At 41.7% G+C, this 21,888-nt stretch carries 27 protein-coding genes; 18 read left to right on the top strand and 9 right to left on the bottom strand.

What is annotated here, in order from left to right; translation table 11 throughout:
* Positions 1 to 564: 564 nt before the first annotated feature.
* The 3 genes from AC1ECB_RS20355 to AC1ECB_RS20345 form a co-directional block, all read right to left on the bottom strand.
* Positions 565 to 1,323: an energy-coupling factor ABC transporter ATP-binding protein gene (locus AC1ECB_RS20355; protein WP_485665493.1), complete on the bottom strand. Its 759-nt coding sequence runs from the start codon at positions 1,321 to 1,323 to the stop codon at positions 565 to 567.
* Positions 1,320 to 2,132, bottom strand: coding sequence for a cobalt ECF transporter T component CbiQ (gene cbiQ, locus AC1ECB_RS20350; protein WP_485665492.1), 813 nt, complete (start codon positions 2,130 to 2,132; stop codon positions 1,320 to 1,322). The genes AC1ECB_RS20355 and cbiQ overlap by 4 nt, the downstream gene beginning before the upstream one ends.
* Before the next feature lie 167 nt (positions 2,133 to 2,299).
* A complete protein-coding gene (locus tag AC1ECB_RS20345) occupies positions 2,300 to 3,346 on the bottom strand; it encodes an energy-coupling factor ABC transporter permease (protein ID WP_485665491.1) in 1,047 nt (348 codons plus the stop codon).
* 372 nt (positions 3,347 to 3,718) lie between these two features.
* Here AC1ECB_RS20345 and AC1ECB_RS20340 point away from each other — a divergent pair, with 372 nt between their 5' ends.
* The 4 genes from AC1ECB_RS20340 (at position 3,719) to AC1ECB_RS20325 (ending at position 7,579) form a co-directional block, all read left to right on the top strand.
* Complete coding sequence (locus AC1ECB_RS20340) at positions 3,719 to 4,732, top strand: FAD:protein FMN transferase (RefSeq protein WP_485665490.1); 1,014 nt, start codon at positions 3,719 to 3,721, stop codon at positions 4,730 to 4,732.
* A gap of 14 nt (positions 4,733 to 4,746) precedes the next feature.
* Positions 4,747 to 5,403, top strand: coding sequence for an NUDIX hydrolase (locus AC1ECB_RS20335; RefSeq protein WP_485665489.1), 657 nt, complete (start codon positions 4,747 to 4,749; stop codon positions 5,401 to 5,403).
* Complete coding sequence (locus AC1ECB_RS20330; protein ID WP_485665488.1) at positions 5,400 to 6,647, top strand: sensor histidine kinase; 1,248 nt, start codon at positions 5,400 to 5,402, stop codon at positions 6,645 to 6,647. Before AC1ECB_RS20335 ends, AC1ECB_RS20330 begins: the two co-directional genes overlap by 4 nt.
* A 71-nt stretch (positions 6,648 to 6,718) precedes the next feature.
* On the top strand, positions 6,719 to 7,579 hold the full coding sequence (locus tag AC1ECB_RS20325) for a response regulator (protein ID WP_485665487.1): 861 nt from the start codon (positions 6,719 to 6,721) through the stop codon (positions 7,577 to 7,579).
* Between the two features lie 335 nt (positions 7,580 to 7,914).
* Here AC1ECB_RS20325 and AC1ECB_RS20320 read toward each other — a convergent pair whose 3' ends face one another.
* Positions 7,915 to 8,472: a hypothetical protein gene (locus AC1ECB_RS20320; RefSeq protein ID WP_485665486.1), complete on the bottom strand. Its 558-nt coding sequence runs from the start codon at positions 8,470 to 8,472 to the stop codon at positions 7,915 to 7,917.
* A gap of 353 nt (positions 8,473 to 8,825) precedes the next feature.
* Here AC1ECB_RS20320 and gvpN point away from each other — a divergent pair, with 353 nt between their 5' ends.
* From gvpN to AC1ECB_RS20285, 7 genes are all read left to right on the top strand, one after another.
* Complete coding sequence (gvpN, locus tag AC1ECB_RS20315; RefSeq protein WP_485665485.1) at positions 8,826 to 9,755, top strand: gas vesicle protein GvpN; 930 nt, start codon at positions 8,826 to 8,828, stop codon at positions 9,753 to 9,755.
* A gap of 6 nt (positions 9,756 to 9,761) precedes the next feature.
* Positions 9,762 to 10,076, top strand: a complete 315-nt coding sequence (locus AC1ECB_RS20310; protein WP_485665484.1) for a hypothetical protein — start codon at positions 9,762 to 9,764, stop codon at positions 10,074 to 10,076.
* 143 nt (positions 10,077 to 10,219) lie between these two features.
* Entirely contained in the window at positions 10,220 to 11,002 is a 783-nt protein-coding gene (locus AC1ECB_RS20305; RefSeq protein WP_485665483.1) for a GvpL/GvpF family gas vesicle protein, read from the top strand.
* The gene (locus AC1ECB_RS20300; RefSeq protein WP_485665482.1) at positions 10,996 to 11,250 is read left to right on the top strand and encodes a gas vesicle protein GvpG; all 255 of its coding nucleotides are present in this window, start codon (positions 10,996 to 10,998) and stop codon (positions 11,248 to 11,250) included. Before AC1ECB_RS20305 ends, AC1ECB_RS20300 begins: the two co-directional genes overlap by 7 nt.
* 139 nt (positions 11,251 to 11,389) lie before the next feature.
* Entirely contained in the window at positions 11,390 to 11,740 is a 351-nt protein-coding gene (locus tag AC1ECB_RS20295; protein ID WP_485665481.1) for a gas vesicle protein, read from the top strand.
* A gap of 71 nt (positions 11,741 to 11,811) precedes the next feature.
* Positions 11,812 to 13,959 (top strand): CDC48 family AAA ATPase, encoded by a 2,148-nt coding sequence (locus tag AC1ECB_RS20290; RefSeq protein WP_485665480.1) that lies wholly within the window; start codon positions 11,812 to 11,814, stop codon positions 13,957 to 13,959.
* Positions 13,960 to 14,100: 141 nt separating this feature from the next.
* Positions 14,101 to 14,637 (top strand): DUF6143 family protein, encoded by a 537-nt coding sequence (locus tag AC1ECB_RS20285; protein ID WP_485665479.1) that lies wholly within the window; start codon positions 14,101 to 14,103, stop codon positions 14,635 to 14,637.
* Between the two features lie 129 nt (positions 14,638 to 14,766).
* Here the strand turns inward: AC1ECB_RS20285 and AC1ECB_RS20280 are convergent, their stop codons facing one another.
* The 3 genes from AC1ECB_RS20280 to gvpA (AC1ECB_RS20270) all read right to left on the bottom strand — a co-directional run bounded on the left by AC1ECB_RS20280 (position 14,767) and on the right by gvpA (AC1ECB_RS20270) (position 16,352).
* A complete protein-coding gene (locus AC1ECB_RS20280) occupies positions 14,767 to 15,186 on the bottom strand; it encodes a hypothetical protein (RefSeq protein WP_485665478.1) in 420 nt (139 codons plus the stop codon).
* Between the two features lie 201 nt (positions 15,187 to 15,387).
* Positions 15,388 to 15,906 carry a hypothetical protein gene (locus tag AC1ECB_RS20275; RefSeq protein ID WP_485665477.1) on the bottom strand — a complete coding sequence of 173 codons (519 nt, stop codon included), beginning with the start codon at positions 15,904 to 15,906 and terminating at the stop codon, positions 15,388 to 15,390.
* Between the two features lie 209 nt (positions 15,907 to 16,115).
* Positions 16,116 to 16,352 (bottom strand): gas vesicle structural protein GvpA, encoded by a 237-nt coding sequence (gene gvpA / locus AC1ECB_RS20270; protein ID WP_485665476.1) that lies wholly within the window; start codon positions 16,350 to 16,352, stop codon positions 16,116 to 16,118.
* A gap of 98 nt (positions 16,353 to 16,450) precedes the next feature.
* On the opposite strand from gvpA (AC1ECB_RS20270), the gene AC1ECB_RS20265 reads away from it, so the two are divergent.
* The 7 genes from AC1ECB_RS20265 to AC1ECB_RS20235 all read left to right on the top strand — a co-directional run bounded on the left by AC1ECB_RS20265 (position 16,451) and on the right by AC1ECB_RS20235 (position 20,725).
* Complete coding sequence (locus tag AC1ECB_RS20265; RefSeq protein WP_485665475.1) at positions 16,451 to 16,789, top strand: hypothetical protein; 339 nt, start codon at positions 16,451 to 16,453, stop codon at positions 16,787 to 16,789.
* 593 nt (positions 16,790 to 17,382) lie between these two features.
* Entirely contained in the window at positions 17,383 to 17,631 is a 249-nt protein-coding gene (locus tag AC1ECB_RS20260; RefSeq protein ID WP_485665474.1) for a gas vesicle protein GvpG, read from the top strand.
* Positions 17,632 to 17,858: 227 nt separating this feature from the next.
* Positions 17,859 to 18,434 carry a DUF4489 domain-containing protein gene (locus AC1ECB_RS20255; RefSeq protein ID WP_485665473.1) on the top strand — a complete coding sequence of 192 codons (576 nt, stop codon included), beginning with the start codon at positions 17,859 to 17,861 and terminating at the stop codon, positions 18,432 to 18,434.
* A 421-nt stretch (positions 18,435 to 18,855) separates the two neighbouring features.
* Positions 18,856 to 19,206 carry a gas vesicle protein gene (locus tag AC1ECB_RS20250; RefSeq protein WP_485665472.1) on the top strand — a complete coding sequence of 117 codons (351 nt, stop codon included), beginning with the start codon at positions 18,856 to 18,858 and terminating at the stop codon, positions 19,204 to 19,206.
* 66 nt (positions 19,207 to 19,272) lie between these two features.
* Entirely contained in the window at positions 19,273 to 19,563 is a 291-nt protein-coding gene (locus AC1ECB_RS20245) for a gas vesicle protein K (RefSeq protein WP_485665471.1), read from the top strand.
* A gap of 10 nt (positions 19,564 to 19,573) precedes the next feature.
* Positions 19,574 to 20,404: a GvpL/GvpF family gas vesicle protein gene (locus tag AC1ECB_RS20240; protein WP_485665470.1), complete on the top strand. Its 831-nt coding sequence runs from the start codon at positions 19,574 to 19,576 to the stop codon at positions 20,402 to 20,404.
* Positions 20,405 to 20,449: 45 nt separating this feature from the next.
* On the top strand, positions 20,450 to 20,725 hold the full coding sequence (locus AC1ECB_RS20235) for a gas vesicle protein (protein WP_485665469.1): 276 nt from the start codon (positions 20,450 to 20,452) through the stop codon (positions 20,723 to 20,725).
* Between the two features lie 188 nt (positions 20,726 to 20,913).
* Here the strand turns inward: AC1ECB_RS20235 and AC1ECB_RS20230 are convergent, their stop codons facing one another.
* Both AC1ECB_RS20230 and gvpA (AC1ECB_RS20225) read right to left on the bottom strand, forming a co-directional pair.
* Positions 20,914 to 21,306: a hypothetical protein gene (locus AC1ECB_RS20230; RefSeq protein ID WP_485665468.1), complete on the bottom strand. Its 393-nt coding sequence runs from the start codon at positions 21,304 to 21,306 to the stop codon at positions 20,914 to 20,916.
* A gap of 244 nt (positions 21,307 to 21,550) precedes the next feature.
* Positions 21,551 to 21,787 (bottom strand): gas vesicle structural protein GvpA, encoded by a 237-nt coding sequence (gene gvpA / locus AC1ECB_RS20225; protein WP_485665467.1) that lies wholly within the window; start codon positions 21,785 to 21,787, stop codon positions 21,551 to 21,553.
* Between the last annotated feature and the right edge of the window lie 101 nt (positions 21,788 to 21,888).

Genomic DNA, 21,888 nt, shown 5'->3' with positions numbered 1-21,888 from the left:
CTTATAATAAAGCGAAACTAGTAGCAAAATCTCGCCGGTATCATAGTATATAATATCTCCCCACTACATAATAAAGGAGGTATATATATATATGGGTTTTGGTTTTGGTAAAGGTTGTGGTGGCCATGGCGGCAATAGTTGGGTCATAATAATCATTATAATTATCCTATTATTTAGCTGCATTGGTGATGACAGTTCAACCTGCTGATTTGCTAACAAAGCCGGCTCTAAAGTAGTACCTGTTCTATTTGGGTATAACATGAAAATTGAGTAGTTTTGGTTGTACCAAAACTACTCAAGTACAGTGGGCGGTTTTTGTATTTTAAGGAAAAATTTCAGTTCGCATCTGCCCAAAGATTTAGATTGATTTTTGTATACACAGATGTTATAATGAATACATGAATTAAGTATACATAGCCGTTCGGTGGCAGAATGAACATTAGGTTCGGGGTCTGTCACTGGCCGTGTCGAGTATGCAACACAAAAAAACCCCATCATTGAATTTTGGAATATACCGAAATTCTATGATGGGGTTTTTTCATTATTTAGCCTTATTAAACCAGTTTACTGTTTTGGCGGATGACAGATAGGGCAGCCTTGCATGCGGAAAGGTTTTTCTAAATGCGCTTCATTGAGAAGTTCTTCATTGTTGAAGATGTCCAACGTGGGGCCGTCAGCAATGACTGTACCGGCATTTAACACGACTGTACGGGCACAGAGGTCTAAAACCAGATCCAGGTCATGGGTAGCAATAATCTTTGTATGCTCAAAGGTTTTAAGCAAGTTGATAAGTTGGCGTCGTGCGGCCGGGTCCAGGCCGGCGGTAGGCTCATCCATGACTAAAATGCAAGGGTCCATGGCCAGGACAGTGGCAATAGCTACTGAACGTTTTTGACCGCCTGATAGCCGGTAAGGCGTGCGATCCTTAAGATGTAATGCTCCTACTGTAGTTAGGGAAGCTATTACGCGGGCATCAACTTCTTCGGGGGGGAGCCCCAGGTTCAGGGGACCGAAGGCAACATCGTCATATACTGTAGGCATAAATAGCTGGTCATCGGAATTTTGGAACACCATACCGACGGCGCGGCGCACATGGGGTAAGGTTTTTTTCGTTACTGGATAACCGCCGATATTGATTGAGCCGCTAGTGGGAAAAAGTACTCCAATCAGATGGGAAAGCAAGGTGGTTTTTCCTGAGCCGTTGGCGCCGACGATGGCAACTGACTCGCCGTGGGTAATACGGACAGACAGGCCACGAAGGGCTTCTGTTTGATCAGGATAGGTATAGGTTACATCTTTTAGTTCGACAATATGATGGCTCATTGGAAAACCCCCAAGAGTAATTTACCTAGCAGTTCTGGAACATCAAAAAAGCGGATTAGTACGAAAAAGACCAGCCAAAAGGTAAGATAGCCTATGTCTGATAGGGTAAAAGTGCTGGTACGCATCAGCCGTACTTCGCCGTCAAAGCCGCGGCAAAGCATAGATTGATAAATACGGTTGGCCCGGTCAACGGAACGAATCAACAGTTGACCTAAGAGTGAACCCCATGCCCGGAACTGAACCCCATCGCCATGGAACGAGCGTAAGCTGTAGGCGGTCGTGGAGCGCACAAATTCATCTACTAAAACATGCAAATAGCGGTACATAAATAACAACTGAACAACAATAATTTTTGGTACGCCAATCCTGAGTAATGCCGATCCAAGGGCATCAATTCCTGTAGTTGCTACCAAAATCAAGGCGGTAGTAATTGTCAGGCATAGTCTGATGGTGATAGAAAAAAAGGAAACCCAGCCACCGGTAATGACGATAGAGCCGAATTTAGTGATTGGCGTATGATCGAAAAGCGGATTGAATATGCCGATAAACAGGACAAAGGGTGCTACTAGCAGCAGTCGCTTACATATGGGGGCAACAGGGAGGTTGCCTAGGGAAAGTAAGACTGCCGGAAAAAGAAAAAAAGGAAAGAGCCCGGTAATTTCATATTTGGAGAAAGATGTAACGGCAATGATAAAACTAAGGGCGGCAATCAGCTTGACGCAAGGGTTGAGGTGGTGAATAAAGGTGTTTTGGTTGGAAAGCGCGTCAAGATAGCGTAAGTCTATCCAGTTTGCTTCAATTTTTAGCATAATCAACCTCTTTTACAAGCATATATATTCTATACTAAAGAAGTTTACGAATACAGGCGTGTGGTGTGTTGACAACGCTCCGCCCTAGCGTTTGACTTCTGCTTTTGCCAACACACCACACGCCTGCAAAGATTTAACATGTTATATACATAGGAAATCTATTTGAATTATTCCTTAGCGAAGCGCCGTAAGCCTTTACCAATAGAGTAAGCAAAGGCTAATGTTAACAGTGATCCTAAGATACCGGCAAAGGAAGTGCCACTGTCAACAGCTGGCCAAGCGGCATTTTCTTCAGTTGCTTTAGCTTCGGTGGCTGCTGGTTTTTCTTTTTCTGGTTGCTTCAGGTTATAGTCAGGCAAAAATGCGGTTTTTTCTTGTAATTCGGCAAAGAAGCCATGAATTCCTTCCGGAGCTTTTAATTCATCTTCACCGGTAACTCCAGCAATAGACCATTCAAGACCATCCGGGTTGGCGGAAGCAAACCAGCTTAGCGCACCGCCGGTAAGCATGGCGGCAATAAGCAGGGTAACTAATACTCCTTTGATAGAAATAGCGCCAAAAGGTTGTCCTTTAGCTGTTTTCAGCAAAATTTCCGGTGATTCTTTCATAATAAATATTACGATAGCGGCAGTAACCAGTCCTTCAACAAGGCCAATAGCTAAGTGAATAGGCTGCATTAAAAGAACAAAGGTGCTAAAGGGTAGTTCGGAAATCCCGGAAAAGAGGGTTTCCAATACAACGCCGAAGGCCCCCAGTTGCAAGCCAATTACGGCAGCTAATACCGAACCAATGAATAGGCGTCCTTGTGAAGGGGTTTCACCTGTTAGGGGTTTATAAATAAGCGGGTAGCCAATGAAGCAGGCCAAGAAGCCCATATTGAAAATGTTACAGCCCAGTGCTAAAATACCGCCATCGGCAAAAAATAAGGCCTGAATGGTTAAGATAGAGGTAATGGTTAAGAAAGCGGCCTGTGGTCCCAATAAGATGGCGAGCAAGAGTCCGCCGCCTATATGACCACTAGAGCCTGTACCAGGGATAGTAAAATTAATCATTTGGGCGGCGAAGACAAAGGCTCCAAGCACTCCCATAAGCGGGATTTTACGATCATCAAGATCATTTTGTACTTTTTTTGCAGCATAAGCGGCCAAGCCAGCTGTTGCTACCCACATAGCCCCGCCAACGACCGGGGAAATAAGTGCGTCTGCCATATGCATGATTTAATCACTCCTAATAAATTTAATTACTAACTTAAAGGGTAATGATGAGGACAAAAAAAGACTACTAAGAAACCCTGGTCATTGCTGCCAGGAAGAGACTTTCGTAGCCTTGTTCAGCGGTATCAAATTGTGTAGAAAAAACAGTTCACCGGTTCTTCAGAACCCAGGCATCTTCATGACACACTGCATTGTGAATATTTTCATCTATAGAGATTCATTCTATATAAGTTGAGTTATTCCTGCTAAGTAGGTGGATTTTTTTGAATTTTGTACGTTAATGACAGGATACTCTTTCTGTTGCGCAATTCGATGGTATAATGAATACTAGGGGAGAACTAACCATTATATTGTGTCCGGAGGTTGCAATTTATGAATGTATTAAGTCGTGTAGGATCAAGTGTATTGCTGATTTTTCTACTTGTTGTTGGTGCAGGCTGCTCAACGGGCAGCCCATTTGCTGCCAAACCGTACAAAGAAACTCAGTTTCTTATGGATACGATTATTGAGATAACGGCGTATGGTAATAGCGATGAGGAGGGTGTTAAGGCGGCATTTGCGGAGTTTAAACGGATTAGTGAGTTGACAAATCGTTTTGATGAGAGCAGCCAAGTGTCTAAGATCAATCAAGCGGCAGGCAAAGAAAAGGTGCAGGTTGATCCAGATGTTATTGCCATGCTAAAGCTGGCGCGCAGCCGGTCTGAGCAGCTGAATGGTGCGCTGGATGTAAGTGTAGGTGCGCTTACGGAATTATGGAGTGTAGGCCATAAAGGGGAGTTTGTGCCTAGCGATTCCGAGATTAAAGCGCTTTTACCATTAGTCAATTTCGTGCTAATTGAGATTGATGACAAGGCCAATACTGTGTTTTTGCCAAAGCCCGGCATGCGAATTGATCTCGGGGCAGTAGCCAAGGGGTATGCCGACAGGAAAGCCATTGACACTCTTAAAGCTCATGGGATCAAGTCGGCATTAGTAAACGCTGGCGGCGATGTACGGATTATCGGTAAGCGCCCGGACGGACAGCCTTGGCGTATTGGTGTACAGGACCCGCGGGATTCTGAAGGTATTGCTGCCAAATTAGCACTAGTTGACTGGGATGTGCTGGAGACATCAGGCGACTATCAACGTTTTTTTATCAAAGATGGTGTACGGTATTCACATATTATTGATCCTCATACTGGATATCAGCCACAAGGAGTTGCCAGTGTCACTATCGTAGCAAAAGCAGAGAACAATGTGGATATACTAAGTACTGCCATATTTGTGCTGGGCGTTGAAAAGGGGCAAGAGCTGCTTAAGCAGTATCCGGGGACGGAAGCTATTTTTATTACGACTGATGGGAAAAAGATAATTACACCTGGCTTAGAAGGAAAGATAGAGCTTTAATAAGGGGTGAAGCCATGGATACTCATACTGTGAGAAGGGCCCTGGCGGGTGCATTACCCAGTCAATCTGGGAAAATTGCCAATGCAGAGGATTATCTGCAAGCTGCTGTTACTATACCGCTTATTGAGATAGCTGGACAACCATCGATTTTATTTGAGGTGCGTTCAGGAAAACTAAACTGGCAGCCTGGCGACATTTGCTTTCCCGGTGGTCGTATCGAGAACAGGGATAGCAGTCCATTGGAAGCAGCAGTGCGGGAGACGGTGGAAGAACTTGGGGTGAAAAAGGGCGATATTGCGGCCTTGGGAGCACTGGATTTATTAGTCAGTCCTATCGGTGTTATTCTTTATCCTTATGTAGTATATATAACAACTGACATACCATTGGTACCCAATATGGATGAAGTAGCCGAGGTTTTTACTGTGCCGCTGGATTTTTTGCTTGCAGCTAAACCTCAGACAGCGTTTATGGAGACAGCTACCAAGCCACTGGATGGTTTCCCGTTTGAGCTGCTGTCGCCTGAGTATCCCCGGGGCTACCGGGGCCGCGCTAAATATTCGGTGCTTTTCTACCAATATAATCACTATGTTATCTGGGGGGTAACAGCAAGAGTTTTGGCGGCCTTTATTGGCATTTGTCAGAATAGGATGAGCGGGTATCCCTTATTATGATAACTAATGTTGTATTGTTGGTTAGTATAACAGGCTTGCTATTTACCTATCCTTTTGACGGGTATTTCCGGTTTACGCTAAGTGTGGTTGTACTGGCCACACTGTTGTTGTATTTTAAGCGATTGCCTATTGTTCGGGTCGCGGTTTTATCAGGGGCGTTGGTTCTCTTGCTTCGTACAGCTTTAAAATATCCATTTGTTGATGATACAGTGTTTATTGTCTTTATGCATAACCTGCCGTCCTTTGGGTTTTACCTGGCCTACGGACTCTTATTTAAGGTCTTTAAGATACGCGATCACACTGGCAGTATCCCGGCTCTTATTCTGCTCTTAAGCCTTTGTGATATTACCAGTAATTGCGTGGAACTTATTATTCGCTGGGAACCTGTCGGTCGCAACCTGGAAACTATTTTCCCCCCTTTAGTGGGAGTAGGGATTGGTCGTGCAGTATTAACGGCGGCCAGTTATTATTTACTAAAGCGCTATCGCGACTTTGTGCTGGCTGAAGACTATGCGGCCCGCTATGCTGAATTAATCTTAATTATTGCTAAGCTTAGGGCGGAGTTATTTTACCTGCAAAAATCGTCGGCAGATATTGAGTTAGTCATGGAAAAAAGCTATACGTTGTCGCAAACTCTCAAGAAGGCTTGTCCTGATGAGTTAGCACAGCTTGACTCGCCTGCCGCCCGGGCGCTTGAGATTGCCCGTGAAATTCATGAGGTCAAAAAGGACTATTACCGTGTAACCAGAGGAATTGAAGAGATTCTTGATGTAGCAGTAAGCGACGAGGGGCTGCCAGTCTCTGAATTTTTTCAGATTGTTGAGCAAAATACCAGAAGATACATTAGTAGTTTGAACAAGCCGGTTACCATTACGTTTAACTATAACGGCGGATTAATCACCGACAAGTATTACAACATTGTTTCCATTTTGAACAATCTGATTATCAATGCCATTGAGGCTGCGCTGCCTGCCGGCGTTATTGCGGTAACAGGGCAATGCAGTGATGGCAATTTAATTTTGATTGTTGCCGATAATGGTCCGGGCATTGCCCCCGAAGAAACCGAGCTAATATTTGCTCCCGGGTATTCTACCAAGTTTTCGGAAATAACTGGGCAAATGTCGACAGGACTGGGGCTTAGTCATGTTAAGAATTTAACGGAAGGATTAGGTGGTGAAATAAAATTGACATCCCAACCAGGGAAAACAGTATTTACGGTATTGCTGCCGCTTGCCAATTTATAAAGCGCAGTAACTGACAGATATATGATATGGCATAGGCCTTTGGATAGTAAGATAGTAGATGGGGTGGGGAAATGCGGTTTGTCATTATTGAAGATGATGTAAGTATTCGAAAAATCACCTGCAATATTATTAAAAAATATGATTTGGGAACCGTTGTGGCAGAATGCGGCGATGGGCTCAAGGGCGAGGCCGTTATTGCCGACTATTCACCAGATGTGGCTTTGGTTGACTTGCTGCTGCCAGGGCAGGACGGGGTTGAATTAATTAGAAAACTCAAGGAAAAAGGCATGGATACCTCGTTTATTATGATTTCTGAAAGTACCAGTCAGCCCATGATTACTAAAGCGTACGAGATCGGAATTGACTTTTATATTCATAAGCCAATTAATGTGTTAGAGATTACCTCGGTAATCCGCAAGGTGGAAGAAAGCAGGAAGTTACGGGCAGTTATGTCACTGATTTCCCAAACAACGGCCCGTTATGTTAGTCCTGATGCTAAGCCGATCGAGCAGGATGACAATGCTAAACGAAACCGGATTAACCGGATATTTTCAGAGCTGGGCATCATTAGTGAAGCCGGGGCCAAAAATATTTACCAGTTAGCCCAGTTGGTCAATGTTCGTCTGAGTCACGGGCAGAATCAGACTTATCAGCTGCATGAACTGTATCAGGAGTTATCAGTGGCTATTGGGCAAGATGTTAAAACCATTGAACAGCGGGTCAGGCGAGCTATTGCCAAAGCCATGCAAAATGTGGCTAATATGGGGATTGAGGATTATCACGATGATAAATTTGAAATGTATAGCGGCGCACTGTTCGATTTTAAGGAAATTAGACACGAGATGGCTTCTATCCAAGGGAAGAGTGCTTATCATGGCAAAGTTAATATTAAAAAATTTATTGAAGGCGTATTGTTTTTAGCTGCTGAATGAAACCACATTCCTCTCTTTTTTTTACAGTTTTTTGTATTTTATATACTTATTTAATAATAAGATATATTATGTCTCTTTTTGTAGTCTTTTGTAGATGGTTGATTACATTCAATTCAGGAGTGAAACAAGGTAACAAAGCAAAATAATTGATAAAAAAAGACGACTCTAACATTCAAAGAATGAATTTGAGTCGTCTTTTTCAATATAGTTATTTAATTCCCTGAAAAAACGGTAGGCTTTTCAGCGCCCTCCGCTTTGCGTAGAGTGCCTTTGTTTACGGTATGTTAAGCGCAACATGCGGTTGTGCTTGTTTTAGGATTGAGGGGCATGGATTTTTAGGCTTTATCAGGATCGGTTCTACATGGTTCTATTTCTTCGACGGTCAGAGATACAAGACCGACGGCGGCTGCTGGAGTCCCGATTGCAGTGGAAACAGTATTCGCTATATTTAGCGGTGCTTGCAAAGTGATATTGGTCGCACGCAGTTCAAATGTGGAAATTGGATTTCCAACACAAGAACAAAGCGATCCGGTACCCAAAATTTGCATTGCGGCAATTTCGTAAGTTGAGGTTGCAGTAGTGAAAGCTAAGCCGATTCCGAAACCAGTCTGGCCTGCTGTTTGCGTTACGAGTTCAATAGGCGTGCCGTCTCTTACTATCTGGAATTGCACCTGGGCAAATCCAGGCGCGGTAAGCGTAGACTGGCTGGCAAGCGGCGTAAAAGTAGCGCCCCAGTTGATTACGGCCCGTACCAGATAGGCAGCATGGCGTACAGGTATGGCAAGGGTGGCTAACGATACCGTACCGCCAGCAGGCAAATTGATAGGGAAGGGCGGAGCTATGGTATTGGCTTGATAGTTAAACACTCTTTCAATATTTTTTAATATGGGCATAAATAAGGATCCTCCTTTTTTGATACAAAATATAGTAGAGAAAACTCTATTACATTGTATGTCGTATGCTAACAAAATGATGATACGTAATCGGTTTTTAATCTAATCATTTTATTAAAGTATTCTTCATATCCTATAATGCACTGTACAATATGATTCATATCATACGCAGCAGAAAACAGATTAATGGTTAACCTGGCAAAAAAGTAGAATTTTAGGAACAAATTTGATAACCCGTCATATCATGTTAGCAAAGAGAGCTTAATACAAGTGAAGGCGCTTTTAAAGCAAAGAGAAAAATTATGTAAAAATTGAAAGGAAATTTACATTTAGTAGAGAGGGGTGATTTTTTGATGATTATTAAAGAGGCTTCCAATTTTCAAATACCTACTGCTCAGTCGGATTTTATCGAAAGTGAGTATATAAATGGCATTACTAACCGGGCGTTAGCCTATATCAAGGCAGGTTTTGCCGTTCACTTGCGTGGCTGCTCCGGTACCGGGAAAACATCATTGGCTATGCATATATCTGGGAAATTGGGAAGGCCGGTAATGCTTATTCATGGTGACGATGAACTCAGCACGTCTGATCTGATTGGCGGCAGGTGTGGTTTTCGTGTGCGCAAGGTAATGGATAATTTTATACAATCCGTACTCAAAACCGAAGAAGATATGCTTCAACGCTGGATAGATAGCCGGTTAACAGTAGCCTGCAAGTACGGATATACCTTGATTTACGATGAATTTACCCGTTCACGGCCTGAAGCGAATAACATACTTTTGCCGGTTTTACAGGAGCAGATTTTGGATCTCCCCATTATTCGTAGTGAAAACGAACACTACATGAAAGTACATCCACAGTTCACAGCGATCTTTACTAGTAATCCGGAAGAATACGCAGGGGTTTATCGCAGTCAGGACGCCTTGCGGGACCGCATGATTACAATTGATCTAGACTATTTCGACAAGGAAACGGAAGTGCTTATTACACGGAGCAAGTCCGGTTTATCGTTAGACGATGCCAAACGCATCGTAAATATCGTACGTGATCTTCGGGCTACAGGAAAATGCGAATTTGCGCCTACTGTACGTGGATGCATTATGATCGCCAAGTCCATTAATGTCCTGGGCATACCGGTGGACGCACAGAATGACATGTTTTGCCAGATATGTACGGAGGTTCTAGGTTCGGAAATTACCAGGTCCTGCAATATTGACAGTCAAAGACCACTAAAAGATCACATCTCTACATTAATTCAAACCTATTGCCAAAAAGGAGAATGAATAGTTATGAAATCTCTTTCGGAAATAAAAGGTATGCGTTGTATTCCAACATCAATAGTCCGTAAAATTACCAGCATGCCCCGAATGGAAAATACTCGCAAAGATTATTTGGAACTATATGTATTGGCTAAGGAAAAGAGCCGGATGGAACAGGAACTGAGAATGCTGGATGAGAAACGAAATAATCTCTTGAAAAACTTAAATTTTATTAAAAGCAAAATGGTGGAATATCAAGAATTGGTAAACCACAGCATGAAAGATCAGTGTAAGTTATCAACCAGTACTACTTCGAACTTACCTTGCTGCAAAACTACGGTATAGAGTTGGATTTTCAACTGGTTGGTTCGTTGCCGTCAAAGAGCTTTACAACGATAGAACTCAAAAAAATTACCGGAGGACAATTAGAGACTGCCCCAAAACTCCAGGGACTTCCTGCTTGTTAAAAGGTAATTGTAGTGGAGGAGATGAGTACAGTTAACAACGACACGAGCAAATATGTTTATTGTATCATAGAGAGCGCCGAGCCGCTTATTTTTGATGCTGTACCAATTGGCGGGGGACAGAGGGTTTTTACCGTACATTATCAAGACCTAGCGGCTGTAGTAAGTGAATCGAATTTGAAAAAATATACTGTTAGCAGAGAACATGCTATTGCTCACCAGAAAGTCTTGGAAGCGGTATTAAGTGAACGGACTTTGTTGCCAGTACGTTTTGGTACGGTGACTGAAACCGAAAGCGATATCATAAATTTTCTTTTAAAACCCCGATATAAGGAATTGAAAGCGTTACTTAAGCATATGAATGATAAAAATCAATATGGCCTACGAGTTTTATGGGCAGATGAAAAACAGGTGTTTAAAGAAATATTAGAGGAAAATTCTGATATCAAAAAACTCAAGAATAAATTATCTCAAATACCGACACACCTTAGCCTCAATCAGCAGATTGAATTAGGACACATGGTCGAAGCCGCCTTGATGGAAAAGAAAGAAGTATGCCAGTCTGGAGTAATGAAACCTTTAAGTAAAATCGCCTGTGAGGTAAAGGAAAATGATCTATACGGGAATCATATGTTTGTTAATGCTAATTTTTTGATAGAGAAAAGCCGGCAAGATGAATTTGACGCCAAGATCAATACATTAGCTGAAAGTTATGGCTCTGGGGTTCTTTTTAAATATATTGGTCCTATACCGCCCTATAATTTCGTAGAAATTATAGTTAATCTAAAGGATGTGAGGCTATGTTAGCTTCTTTATTATTTTTTCCCTTAAATGCGCCGGTCACAGGCATAGCTGCTTTAGCAGAAAAATTTGTCGAACAGATTGACGCTGAATACCGGGACAAAACAAAAATTAGAATGGAACTCGCAGAAGTGCAAATACAGCTAGATCTGGACCAGATCAGTGAAGCCGAATACTGTGAGCAAGAGCAGGAACTGATGAAAAGATTGGCGGTAATTGAGGCGTTGGAGAGAGAGGAAGAAGAGGAGGGTTAACAAGGACTGGGAGGGATAAGTGAAGCAAAAGAAGTTATCGTTAGCTTTCTTCACAATAGGTTTAAATTACCTAAAGAGACGATTCAGGTAGTTGGATTTTATATAGGCTAGGTGAACTAGACAAAGAGGTGGATTAAAAATGGTACCGACAAAAAGCACTGGAGGAATAAGCCTGCTTGATGTCGTCGATAGAATACTTGACAAAGGGATAGTTATCAACGCCGACATTTCAGTTACGCTGGTGGGAGTTGAGCTATTAGGTATTAAGCTAAGAGCGACCATAGCCTCATTTGAAACAGCGGCAAAATATGGTGTGCAATTTCCTTTCGATTTGCAAATGAATGAAAAACTGCTGAAAGAGGCTAAAGAAAACAAAGAATTTTGTCCAAAATGTAATAAAGTATCAGTTAAAGAGGAGTTGCTTGCAACGGGCTGCCCGTGGTGCGGATGGATAAGTGCCCGGGCACGGCAAGCTTTGTCGGCGCGTTGATGGTACATATGGCATTTTAGAAGTCGGGCTGGCGCGAGTGAAAGAACAACAATAGGAGGATTTTGCAAGCAATGGGGAAAAACGAGGTGGTATCTTTAAAAATTGCCGAAGCATTGTCCAAAGATGTAGGGAGAAATTTTGCCAGATTTGATCCTGGTGATTTCACCAAATTGGGCGTAGAAATCGGCGATATAGTGGAAATGGTTGGCCGGCGTCGTACTGCGGCCAGAGTTATGCCTGCCTTTTCTGACGACAGGAACAAAGGTATTATTCAAATTGACGGCATAACTCGTGAAAATGTGCAAGGTAGCCTGGGAGATAAAATTAATGTATATAAGGCGGAACCTGTTTTGGCCCAGGAGATTACCTTGATACCATTAGGTACGGTGCCTACTGGACGAATGATAAAAGATACCAGCTATTTGGGGAAATTTCTTGAAGGTGTGTGCGTTACCAGTGGAGACCGGGTACGGGTAAATCTATTTGGTTCCAACGCGCAGGACTTTCGTGTAACGGCGACAAAACCAGACGGACTAGCTTTAATCAAAGCTTCTACGCGGGTGAAAATGAACCCAATTGATAGTACTGGCGAGAAAAAAGGTCTGGGACAAAAAATTAGTTACGAGGATATCGGCGGTCTGGAACGTGAAGTTCAGCGTATTCGTGAAATGATTGAGCTGCCACTAAAATATCCGCAAATTTTTGAGCACTTAGGGATTGAGGCTCCTAAAGGAGTTCTGCTTGTCGGGCCGCCGGGGACAGGTAAAACATTGATTGCTAAAGCGGTTGCGGGAGAGACTGATGCTAATTTTACCCAAATTAGCGGGCCGGAAATTATCGCTAAGTTTTATGGGGAAAGTGAGGCGAATTTACGCGAAATTTTTGAGCGAGCCAGGGCTAATGCACCAAGTATTATATTTCTGGACGAACTGGATGGAATAGCTCCTAAACGCGCCGAGGTCACCGGTGAAGTAGAAAAGCGAGTAGTAACTCAACTGTTGGCTCTTATGGATGGCTTGGAATCCAGACAAGAAATTATCGTCATCGGGGCAACTAACCGGCCGGATGCAATTGATCCAGCCTTGAGACGTCCCGGACGTTTTGACCGTGAAATCAATATTGGTGTTCCTGATAAAAACGGACGGTTAAAGATCCTGCAAATACATACAAGAGGCATGCCGCTTGCGGCGAATGTGGAATTAGTTCAACTGGCAAATATTACCCATGGTTTTGTAGGGGCTGATTTGGCAGCCTTGTGCCGAGAAGCTGCTATGATTACTTTACGTAGTGTTTTACCTGAGATAGACATGAGTCAAGATTATTTGCCATATGAATTACTGCGGGATTTGACAGTATCAATGGAGCATTTTCTCCAGGCTTTAGCCGAAATTGAGCCCTCAGCAATCCGGGAAGTTTTTGTTGAAAACCCTAATATTCATTGGGATCAGATTGGAGGATTGGACGGGGTTAAGCAAGAGTTGCAGGAAGCTATTGAATGGCCAATTAAATATGAAAAGCTTTACCAACAAGCCCTGATTCCTTCTCCTAAAGGCATTCTGCTGTACGGACCGCCAGGCACAGGCAAGACCTTGCTGGCCAAGGCAATAGCTACAGAATGTCAGGCTAACTTTATATCAATTAAAGGCCCTGAATTGCTTTCCAAGTGGGTGGGAGAATCAGAAAAAGGAGTGCGGGAAATATTTAAGAAGGCTCGGCAGGTTGCTCCTTGCATTATATTCTTTGATGAACTGGATGCTATGGCTCCTAGGCGTCAGGCTGGCGGCAATAGTGGTGATGCTACCATGGATCGCATTGTTGGCCAGCTTCTTACTGAGATTGACGGGCTTGAAAAACTTAAAAGCGTTAATGTTGTAGCGGCAACAAATAGGCCGGATTTAATTGACGAAGCGCTGCTTCGTCCGGGACGGTTTGATTTAATGCTGGAAATACCTCTGCCAGATCTGAAAGAACGGGGGCTTATTTTTGGCGTACACACGAATGGCAGGAGACTAGCCGATGACGTTATTTTGACTGAATTGGCCAGGAAAACTGAAGGGTGGTCAGGTGCTCAGATTGAGCTGGTATGTAATAATGCGGCCAGATTATTAGTCCGCAATTGTATTATGGTTGGCCAGTTGGATGCAGTTGAATTGATTCTGCAAAGACAGCATTTTCAAACGGCTATTGATAAGCTTCTTGTAATGAAAACAATTTTCTGAAACTTATCATTATGTCTTTGGCATTAAAGACTGTAGTGCCATGAATTAGTCGTAAGCGAAGGTTAATTCATGGTGCCACAGTCTTCTTGGTCATCTGATAAAATACAAGGATTATTAAAGATATTACAAGGGGGAAGGTTGATGGCGAAAAGGGGGGTTATTATCCCTAACTCGCTGTGTGAATCTATTCAGGGCCGATATTTTCTGGGACAGACCAACGTCTTAAGCTTTAGCGACGGCAGAAATGCATGGGGTGGATTATTTAATCCAATCGATTCTCAAGTAAAATTATTTGTAAATATATTCACTATTACCAACATATCCGGGACGGATTTTTTGGCCGAAATTTGGATTAATTCCCAAATGCCTGGGACAGGAACGGCTTCCAATATGGTAATGCCGTCTAATATGACATTATCTATGATACCGAGACCGGTAGTGGAGTTGAATTTTGCTCAAGAGATTGCTGATGTGCCAAATGACGGAGTGAATCCTTTTGATAGGGTAATTCCTGCCATAACGACAGTTGTAGCAGAAAAAGACGGAAGGTTTATTATTCCGTCGGGAGGCTCTTTTGCCATCTTTTTAGTAGGGCAGGAGATATCTTGCTTGCAGGCTAGAATTGCTTTTGGCTGGTGGGAAGAAAAGGCAAGAAACATGGGAAGATCAAGATATTAAAAGAAGGTTTCGATATCAATAATGATTTATGCCGAATAAAAAACGGGGCTGCCTCTCATAGGTTCAAAAAACCTATTTTGAGACCCTGTTTCAGGACTGATGGACAAGTTTTTTTAGGTTTTATCAGGTTCAATTCTTTACAATAATTTTTGCCATGCCAAGGCACCTAACCGGGCTACATTGACAACATTCAATTGCAAATTTCTTAAAACAGTTACTAGAAAATAGTTTTGTCTGGCCGGGAAGAATAGTATCAGTTAAAGGAGATCTGCAGCCGGCTTCTGCAATCAAAACTTTCATGATACAGCACCCCTTGTTGACTATCCAGATAAAACTATCTATTTTATCTGTAGCGTACCAATATACTCTTGCTTGAGTATCACAAGGTTGATCAATGATTATAGGTGGTAATTCAGAGAAGTATGAATTGCATGTTTTAGGCAGAGCATGAATGGGCGATTTATAGGATTCTAGTTCGGTGTGGCGGTTAACAGAATTAAACGAATCAATACTTCCCTTTAAAGTGGTTTTTTGTTTATTTTCAGACATATATGCACACATCTCCTTGTATGATTAAAATAAGCAAATGGAGTTACCTCTAGCCCGAATGTTCTTTGAAAAATCAACTTGATTGTTCAGAAAGGGAGTATTCCATTGTCTCAATTTCTTGAATTTGAGACGATTGCGAAAAAAAAAAATCCTCCTACAAGCAGCAGGATGATTATAAATGAATAGAGATTACATTCCATATTAAAAACTTAGATCAAATAATTCATAGAGATATTCTTGAGTGCACCGGCGTCGTTCTAGTTCTTGGGCTTTGAGATTTTTGACAAAGACGGCAAGAAATTTACGCTGCTTTGGTATAATTTCCTGACGTTCTATTTGAAATGAATCCAACAAGTTAGTTGTTTCTTGACGCACATTATTAACTGAGGCCATTGTTTTTTCACGTAAAGCGTGACTTGTTTCAGCATGAGTGATTTGGAATTGTTTAAGAAAATCGTGTATTAGTGCTTTTCTTTCTGTAATTTCTTCTAACGCCTGCTGTTTTCGAATAACTTCTGCATCATAACATTCTTGCTGAAATTTGCTGAGCTTTTCAGCTTGTTCATGGCTCATGTACTGAAAGTGTTCAGCACATGAATTGAGGAAATTTTTTGCGATTGAAACTGTAGCCTGGCGTTCGGTTATTCGGTTTTGTCTATCAAGTACAGCTTGTTGCCTTCTTTGAGCTTCATTTTCCAGACGACATTTCCTGCTACCCATAAAAATCACCACCTTTCGTTTAAACTTTCTCCTCTGTGGAGGGTGTTTAAAAGGTTTTTCTGTATTCATGTTAAGAAGGATTACTTCATCATACTTGCAGGAAGGTTTCTTCAGTATAGGCTGATATCACAGCGCCAGGTGTAATTCATTACAGCTGGCGTTGTGATCAGTGGATTCAAAGTATTAATTATGGAACGGGAAGAGTTGTTTTAAAAACCACATTCATTAAGCTGGTGATGGGGGTAAACATCTACGGTAAGACCGATTGCTTCAGCATATTTGAGGAAGGTTTCAACAGAAGCAATTACTACCCGCGCCTCAATAGCTAATAGTTCAATCCCAACGAGAGAAACACGAGCCCAGACGTCAACAACGATCCCTTTATCCAGGATGCGGTCAACGACTTCAACCAGACTGGAGGATGCCATTGCAGTTCTAACGGCCATTTTTTCACCTCCTTTCAGATAGTAAAATGACGAGATATGATGATGCTGCTGCTATATTACGGTAACTTTTACTGTATTATATGCCGGAGGGGCAGAAAGTGTCTTTACTACCGGCAAATGCATTTTTGGAATTTGTAGGATCTATAGTTGGAAACGCAGAGCTTGATAGTAGACAAGCTTATTGGCAGGCGCTGCTTTTTACAAAAAATTTTGCAATGCCAAGGCATTTTACCGACTCACATTTACAACATTCAATGGCAAATTTTCTCAAACAATTACTGGAAAATAGTTTTGTCTGGCCAGGAAGAACTGTATCAGTTATAGGGGATTTACAGCCGGCTTCTGCAAGCAGAACTTTCATGGTACAATGGCCCTTGTTGTTTATCCATATAAAAATATCTACATCATCTGTAGCTTGCCAATATACTCGTGGTTGAGCATCACAAGGTTGAGCAATTGTTATCAACGGTAATTCAAAGAAGCATGAAGCGCATGATTGGGGATGGGAATAAATACATGGTCTTGCTTTGGTGTGGTCTTTAACAAAATCAGACGGAGAAATAGTTTCATTAAAATTAGCTTTTTTTTCGGTTTCGGACATACATATACCTCCTTGTAAAATTAGTATGAGTGTATTTCTTTGTATTTTATGAGGGTTATAAACAAATGGTGCTTTACAGGGACAAATGAAATGTAAAGAAATCAATCTAAGCAGAAGCAAAGGGACATTCTTTTTATAACCAATCCTGGTGTTAGTGGCAAAAAACATAAGAGTAGTGCCCTGTTGTCGGATAGACATCAGGGCACTTTTCATAAGGAAACGGATCAATGGTTAACTTGGGAAAGAAGTGGAATTTAGGAACAAATTTGATAACCTGTCATATCATGTTAATAAAGAGAGCTTAATACAATTGAAGTCGCTTTTAAAATGAAGAGTAAAATTGTATTCTGGTATTATTTTTAAATATATTGGTTCTATACTTCCCTATATTTTCGTAGAAATTATAGGGAAGCTAAAAGGAGTGAGGTTATGTTAGTCGCTCTATTGCTTTTTCCCTTAATTGCTCCGGTCGCGGGCATAGCTGCTTTAGCAGAAAAGATTGTCGAACAGAGTGACGCTGAATACCGGGACAAAACAAAAATTAGCATGGAACTCGCAGAAGTACAAATACAACTAGATCTGGATCAGATCAGTGAAGACGAATACTATGAGCGAGAGCAGGAACTGATGAGAAAATTGGCTGTAATTGAGGCATTGGAAGAAGAGGAAGAAGGGTGAGGGAGGGGGGAGAGAATAAGATTTTCACATAACACAAAAAAGCTACTTCAAGCATATAATGTTATATAAGACATAAAGGAGATGATAAAAATAGGAAAAGATGACACCGATAAGGTTTTGTCCTGGTCCTGTCGGTTGCGTCTTTCACCTTATGACCGGCTGATTTCCTGTAAAGACTCGTATACGAAACTCTTGGTTTCACTTATATTTTAAGGGGGAATTAATATATGGATTCAATGTCAAAAACTAATGGTAAAGATAATTTAGAGGATGGTCGATATCCAAAATCAGGTTTAACTCTTTTAAAATGTGGAACTCCTGGCATAGCATCGATAACTATACCGACATGTGGAACGCCTGTAGGAGTTACTGTTGCTTCTCTTACGACAAATACTTCTTGCTTTTGTAATCCACGCATAAAGCTTGAATTTGCTAGTAATGTAACAGTTCCAGCTGCTAAGGATATAACTTTAAACTATCAGGTATTTAAGCAATGTAACAATCAGTACCAAGCAGTTGCTGTCGGACCAAAATGGGTTTTCGAAAGAGCCCGTGCTGTTGCTGTAAATCCTTGTGAAACTGTATCTTTAGTTACTACAGATACAGTCTCATTCTTCGTTTGTGATTGTGGTGATTGTCCAAGTAAATGCTGTACCTATACTGTAGTAGTAACTCCTGACATTAATATGGATGGTGGTACTGTTAGTATTATTACCAATGCGACACTTTGCGCAATAATTGTAGAGGGTGCAAATCAATGTTGTAATGCTCCCCGGTCTCAAGACACGAATTCGGAAATTTAAGTGTGCATAATTCCTCTCATTTTATCTAATTGTTCCGCTACTTCTTTATCTCTTGTTTATTATATTGGAGTGAACCATTTCTCACGTTTTACCCTTTCCAAACCAAATTCTATAAACACCACTGGGGCTGTGTTGAAACTTAGTTTCAGCGCGGCCTTATTGTATCTACTCCGGCATTTCTATTAACGAAGGATTAATTCTTCGTTAATGTGTTGTATATAGTTAGAGAAAATGCGAAATTTAGGAATAAAATTACTAACCCGTCATATCATGTTAGCAAAGAGCGGCTTATACAATTGGAGGCGTTTTTATAAATAGATGAAATGTACAAGTAGAAAAGTAAATTGTTAAAGTACGAGGTGCAATGCTAATAACTTATTGTTTTTTTCTCTAATTGTTTCCGATCAAGGAGGTTTGAAAAATGGTGCCGACAAAAAGCACAGGAGGAGTAAGCCTGCTTGATGTCGTCGACAGGATACTTGACAAAGGGATAGTTATCAACGCCGACATTTCAGTTACGCTGGTGGGAGTTGAGCTATTAGGTATTAAGCTAAGAGCGACCATAGCCTCATTTGAAACAGCGGCAAAATATGGTGTGCAATTTCCTTTCGATTTGCAAATGAATGAAAAGTTGCTAAAAGAGGCTAAAGAAGACAAAGAAACTTGTCCAAGATGTAATAAAGTATCAGCTAAAGAGGAATTGCTTACAACCGGCTGCCCGTGGTGTGGATGGGTAAGTGCCAAGGTATTGCAAGTTTTGTCTGAGCGTTGATGGTACATAAACCTTTGACGTGTACAAAGGACTTTGCGTAAGACAAATCTTTTTTTAGGAGTAAGTATGCATATTGATATTGATGAAGGGAATTTGCAGGCAGGTGTTCTGGGTTTGGTGTTGGCTCTGGTTGAAATTATCCAAGACGCGCTTAAAACGCAGGCTCTTCGACGAATTGAAGGAGGAGGATTGGATGATGATGAAATTGAGCGGCTTGGCAACGCTCTTATGGAGTTGGAGCAAACTGTAACGAAGATTAAGGTTGAACAAAACCTTCAGTCGGCAGTTGAACAGATCCGTACTGGCCTTGATGACATAATAAACGAGGTGGTTGATATATTTAATCCAAAGGAGTGAGTGGAAGATTATGCCTCACAACAAGAATTATTCTTTGGCCGGTGATGCTGGTAGTTTAGAGGGAGCTGCTGGCGTTTTGCCGGCAGGGCGATATCTTTATTGTGTGATCGAGATTGGCGATAGCTTGATACAACCGACCATGCGGGGTATTGATGAAAAGTATGTTTATGCGATACAGTACAGGGATATTGCTGTGTTAACGCATGATTGTAAGTCGGAACCGTACAATTCTGACGATGAAAGACAGGTGATCGACTGGGTATTGTGTCATGAGAAAGTGATCGAAGCAGCAATGAGTAGTTATGCTAATATCTTGCCATTTGCCTTTAATACCATTGTTAAAGGCAAACCGGGCGAAGTGGCGGCAGACAGTCTGATTCATTGGCTTGAAATGAATTACAGTCGGCTAAAAAGCAAACTCAAAATCGTCTGCGGTAAAAAAGAATATATTGTGAAAGTATTTTTGGACTGCTGCATAGCGGCAACTGAACTTATGAATACCGACTTTGAACTAAAGGCACTGCAGGAGGAAGTGAATGTCAGCGCCAAGGGCAAAGCTTTTTTAATGCAAGGAAAGCTTCAAACCCTGCTAAAACAAAAGCTGGCCGATCATGCAGATAAGTTATTTCATGATATCTATGCAAGCATTACCCAAACTATTGCAAAATACCAGGTTGAGAAGGTTAAGCCGCCGGAAAAAGACGAACTGATGTTGTTGAATTTGTCATGTTTGGCAGAAAAAAATGAATGTGAAAAATTGGGCGAAGCCTTGGAGAAGATTAATTATTCTGGTGTTACGGTAAGTTTCAGTGGTCCATGGCCACCTTACAGTTTTATGTGATATATCGCAGCGTCTACAATTTGGCGGAGCAGTCAGGAGGGTAAGATGCAACCTACGCGCGAACAAAAGGTAACTCTCAATGACTTGCTGGATCGTGTTTTAGATAAAGGACTGGTGTTAAACGCCGACCTTTTAATTACGGTGGCTGGTGTGCCACTCTTGGGTGTCAGTCTAAGTGCGGTGCTAGCGGGCGTAGAAACTATGAATAAATATGGTTTGTTTACTCAATGGGATAAAGAAATCCGGCGTGAAGAAAGCAGGCGGCAGGGTGCTTTGACAAGCCAAGCCCCAACGGCCAATCAGGAATTAAAAACGATATAAGGCAGGCTAAAACGGTGAAGACGGATTTTACGAAAGATTGGGTTATTAGCTATACAGCCAATAGCCCAATCTTTCGTATAGTGGACGGTGTATATGGTGGTATTGCTCTTCCTGCTTGATTATACTCTAAACAGCTTAAACGGAAGCTATTTGGTACAGTTAATAATTACGATTTTTCTATGGCCTGGTCAGATAGTGTTAAGCATGACAATAGCTTCACCAATGCATTTGCTTGCTTCAAATGTACAGCCTATTGAACAGCCTATGCATTCGACCGTAAATCCCGTTAACAAGGTACTGGAAAAAAATTTTGACTGGCAGGGAAGAATAGTATCTATTAAGGAGGGTCTGGAGTCGGACTGGGTAATCGTTACCTTCATGGCAAAATGCCCCTTATTTGCTATAAATATAAATCCATTTATAGGGTCTGCAGCTTGCCAATACGTTATAGCTTCGCTGTCACAAGGACACTGGTCAATGTTTAGAATGGCTAATTCAATAAAGTTCGGCTGACAACTCGCCCTCATTGCAGGTTTAAAAATAGAATCCAAGGCGGTAAGGGCTTTAACAGAATCAGACATATCATTCTCTCCTCATTAAAACGTTACGGGTGTTTTGGGCATGATTAGGTTGGTTGCCTGGGGTTTTTATATTAAAAAAAATCCTCCCACAATTAGCAGGAAGGATGATTACTAATCCATAGTGGTAATGAGAAATGAATCCAACAAGTTATAGGCTGATATCACAGCGCCAGGTGCAATTCATTACATCTGGCGTTGTGACCAGTGGATTGAAAGTATTAATTATGGAACGGGAAAAGTTATTTTAAAAAGCACATTCATCATGCTGGTGATGAGAGTGAACATCTACGGTAAGACCGATTGCTTCAGCATATTTGAGGAAGGTTTCAACAGAAGCAATTACTACCCGCGCCTCAATAGCTAATAGTTCAATCCCAACGAGAGAAACACGAGCCCAGACGTCAACAACGATCCCTTTATCCAGGATGCGGTCAACGACTTCAACCAGGCTGGAGGATGCCATTGCTGTTCTAACGGCCATTTTTTTCATCTCCTTTGATATCCTAAGATAGGTAATATAGGCATATATCATACGTCAGCTGTAATTAATTAGATTACAGTTGGCGATTGCCCCAATGTAAT

Source organism: Sporomusa sp. 246TCP1 (assembly GCF_057319775.1).
Note: the sequence above shows the minus strand (reverse complement) of the source record. Positions and strands in the feature narration are given on the sequence as shown.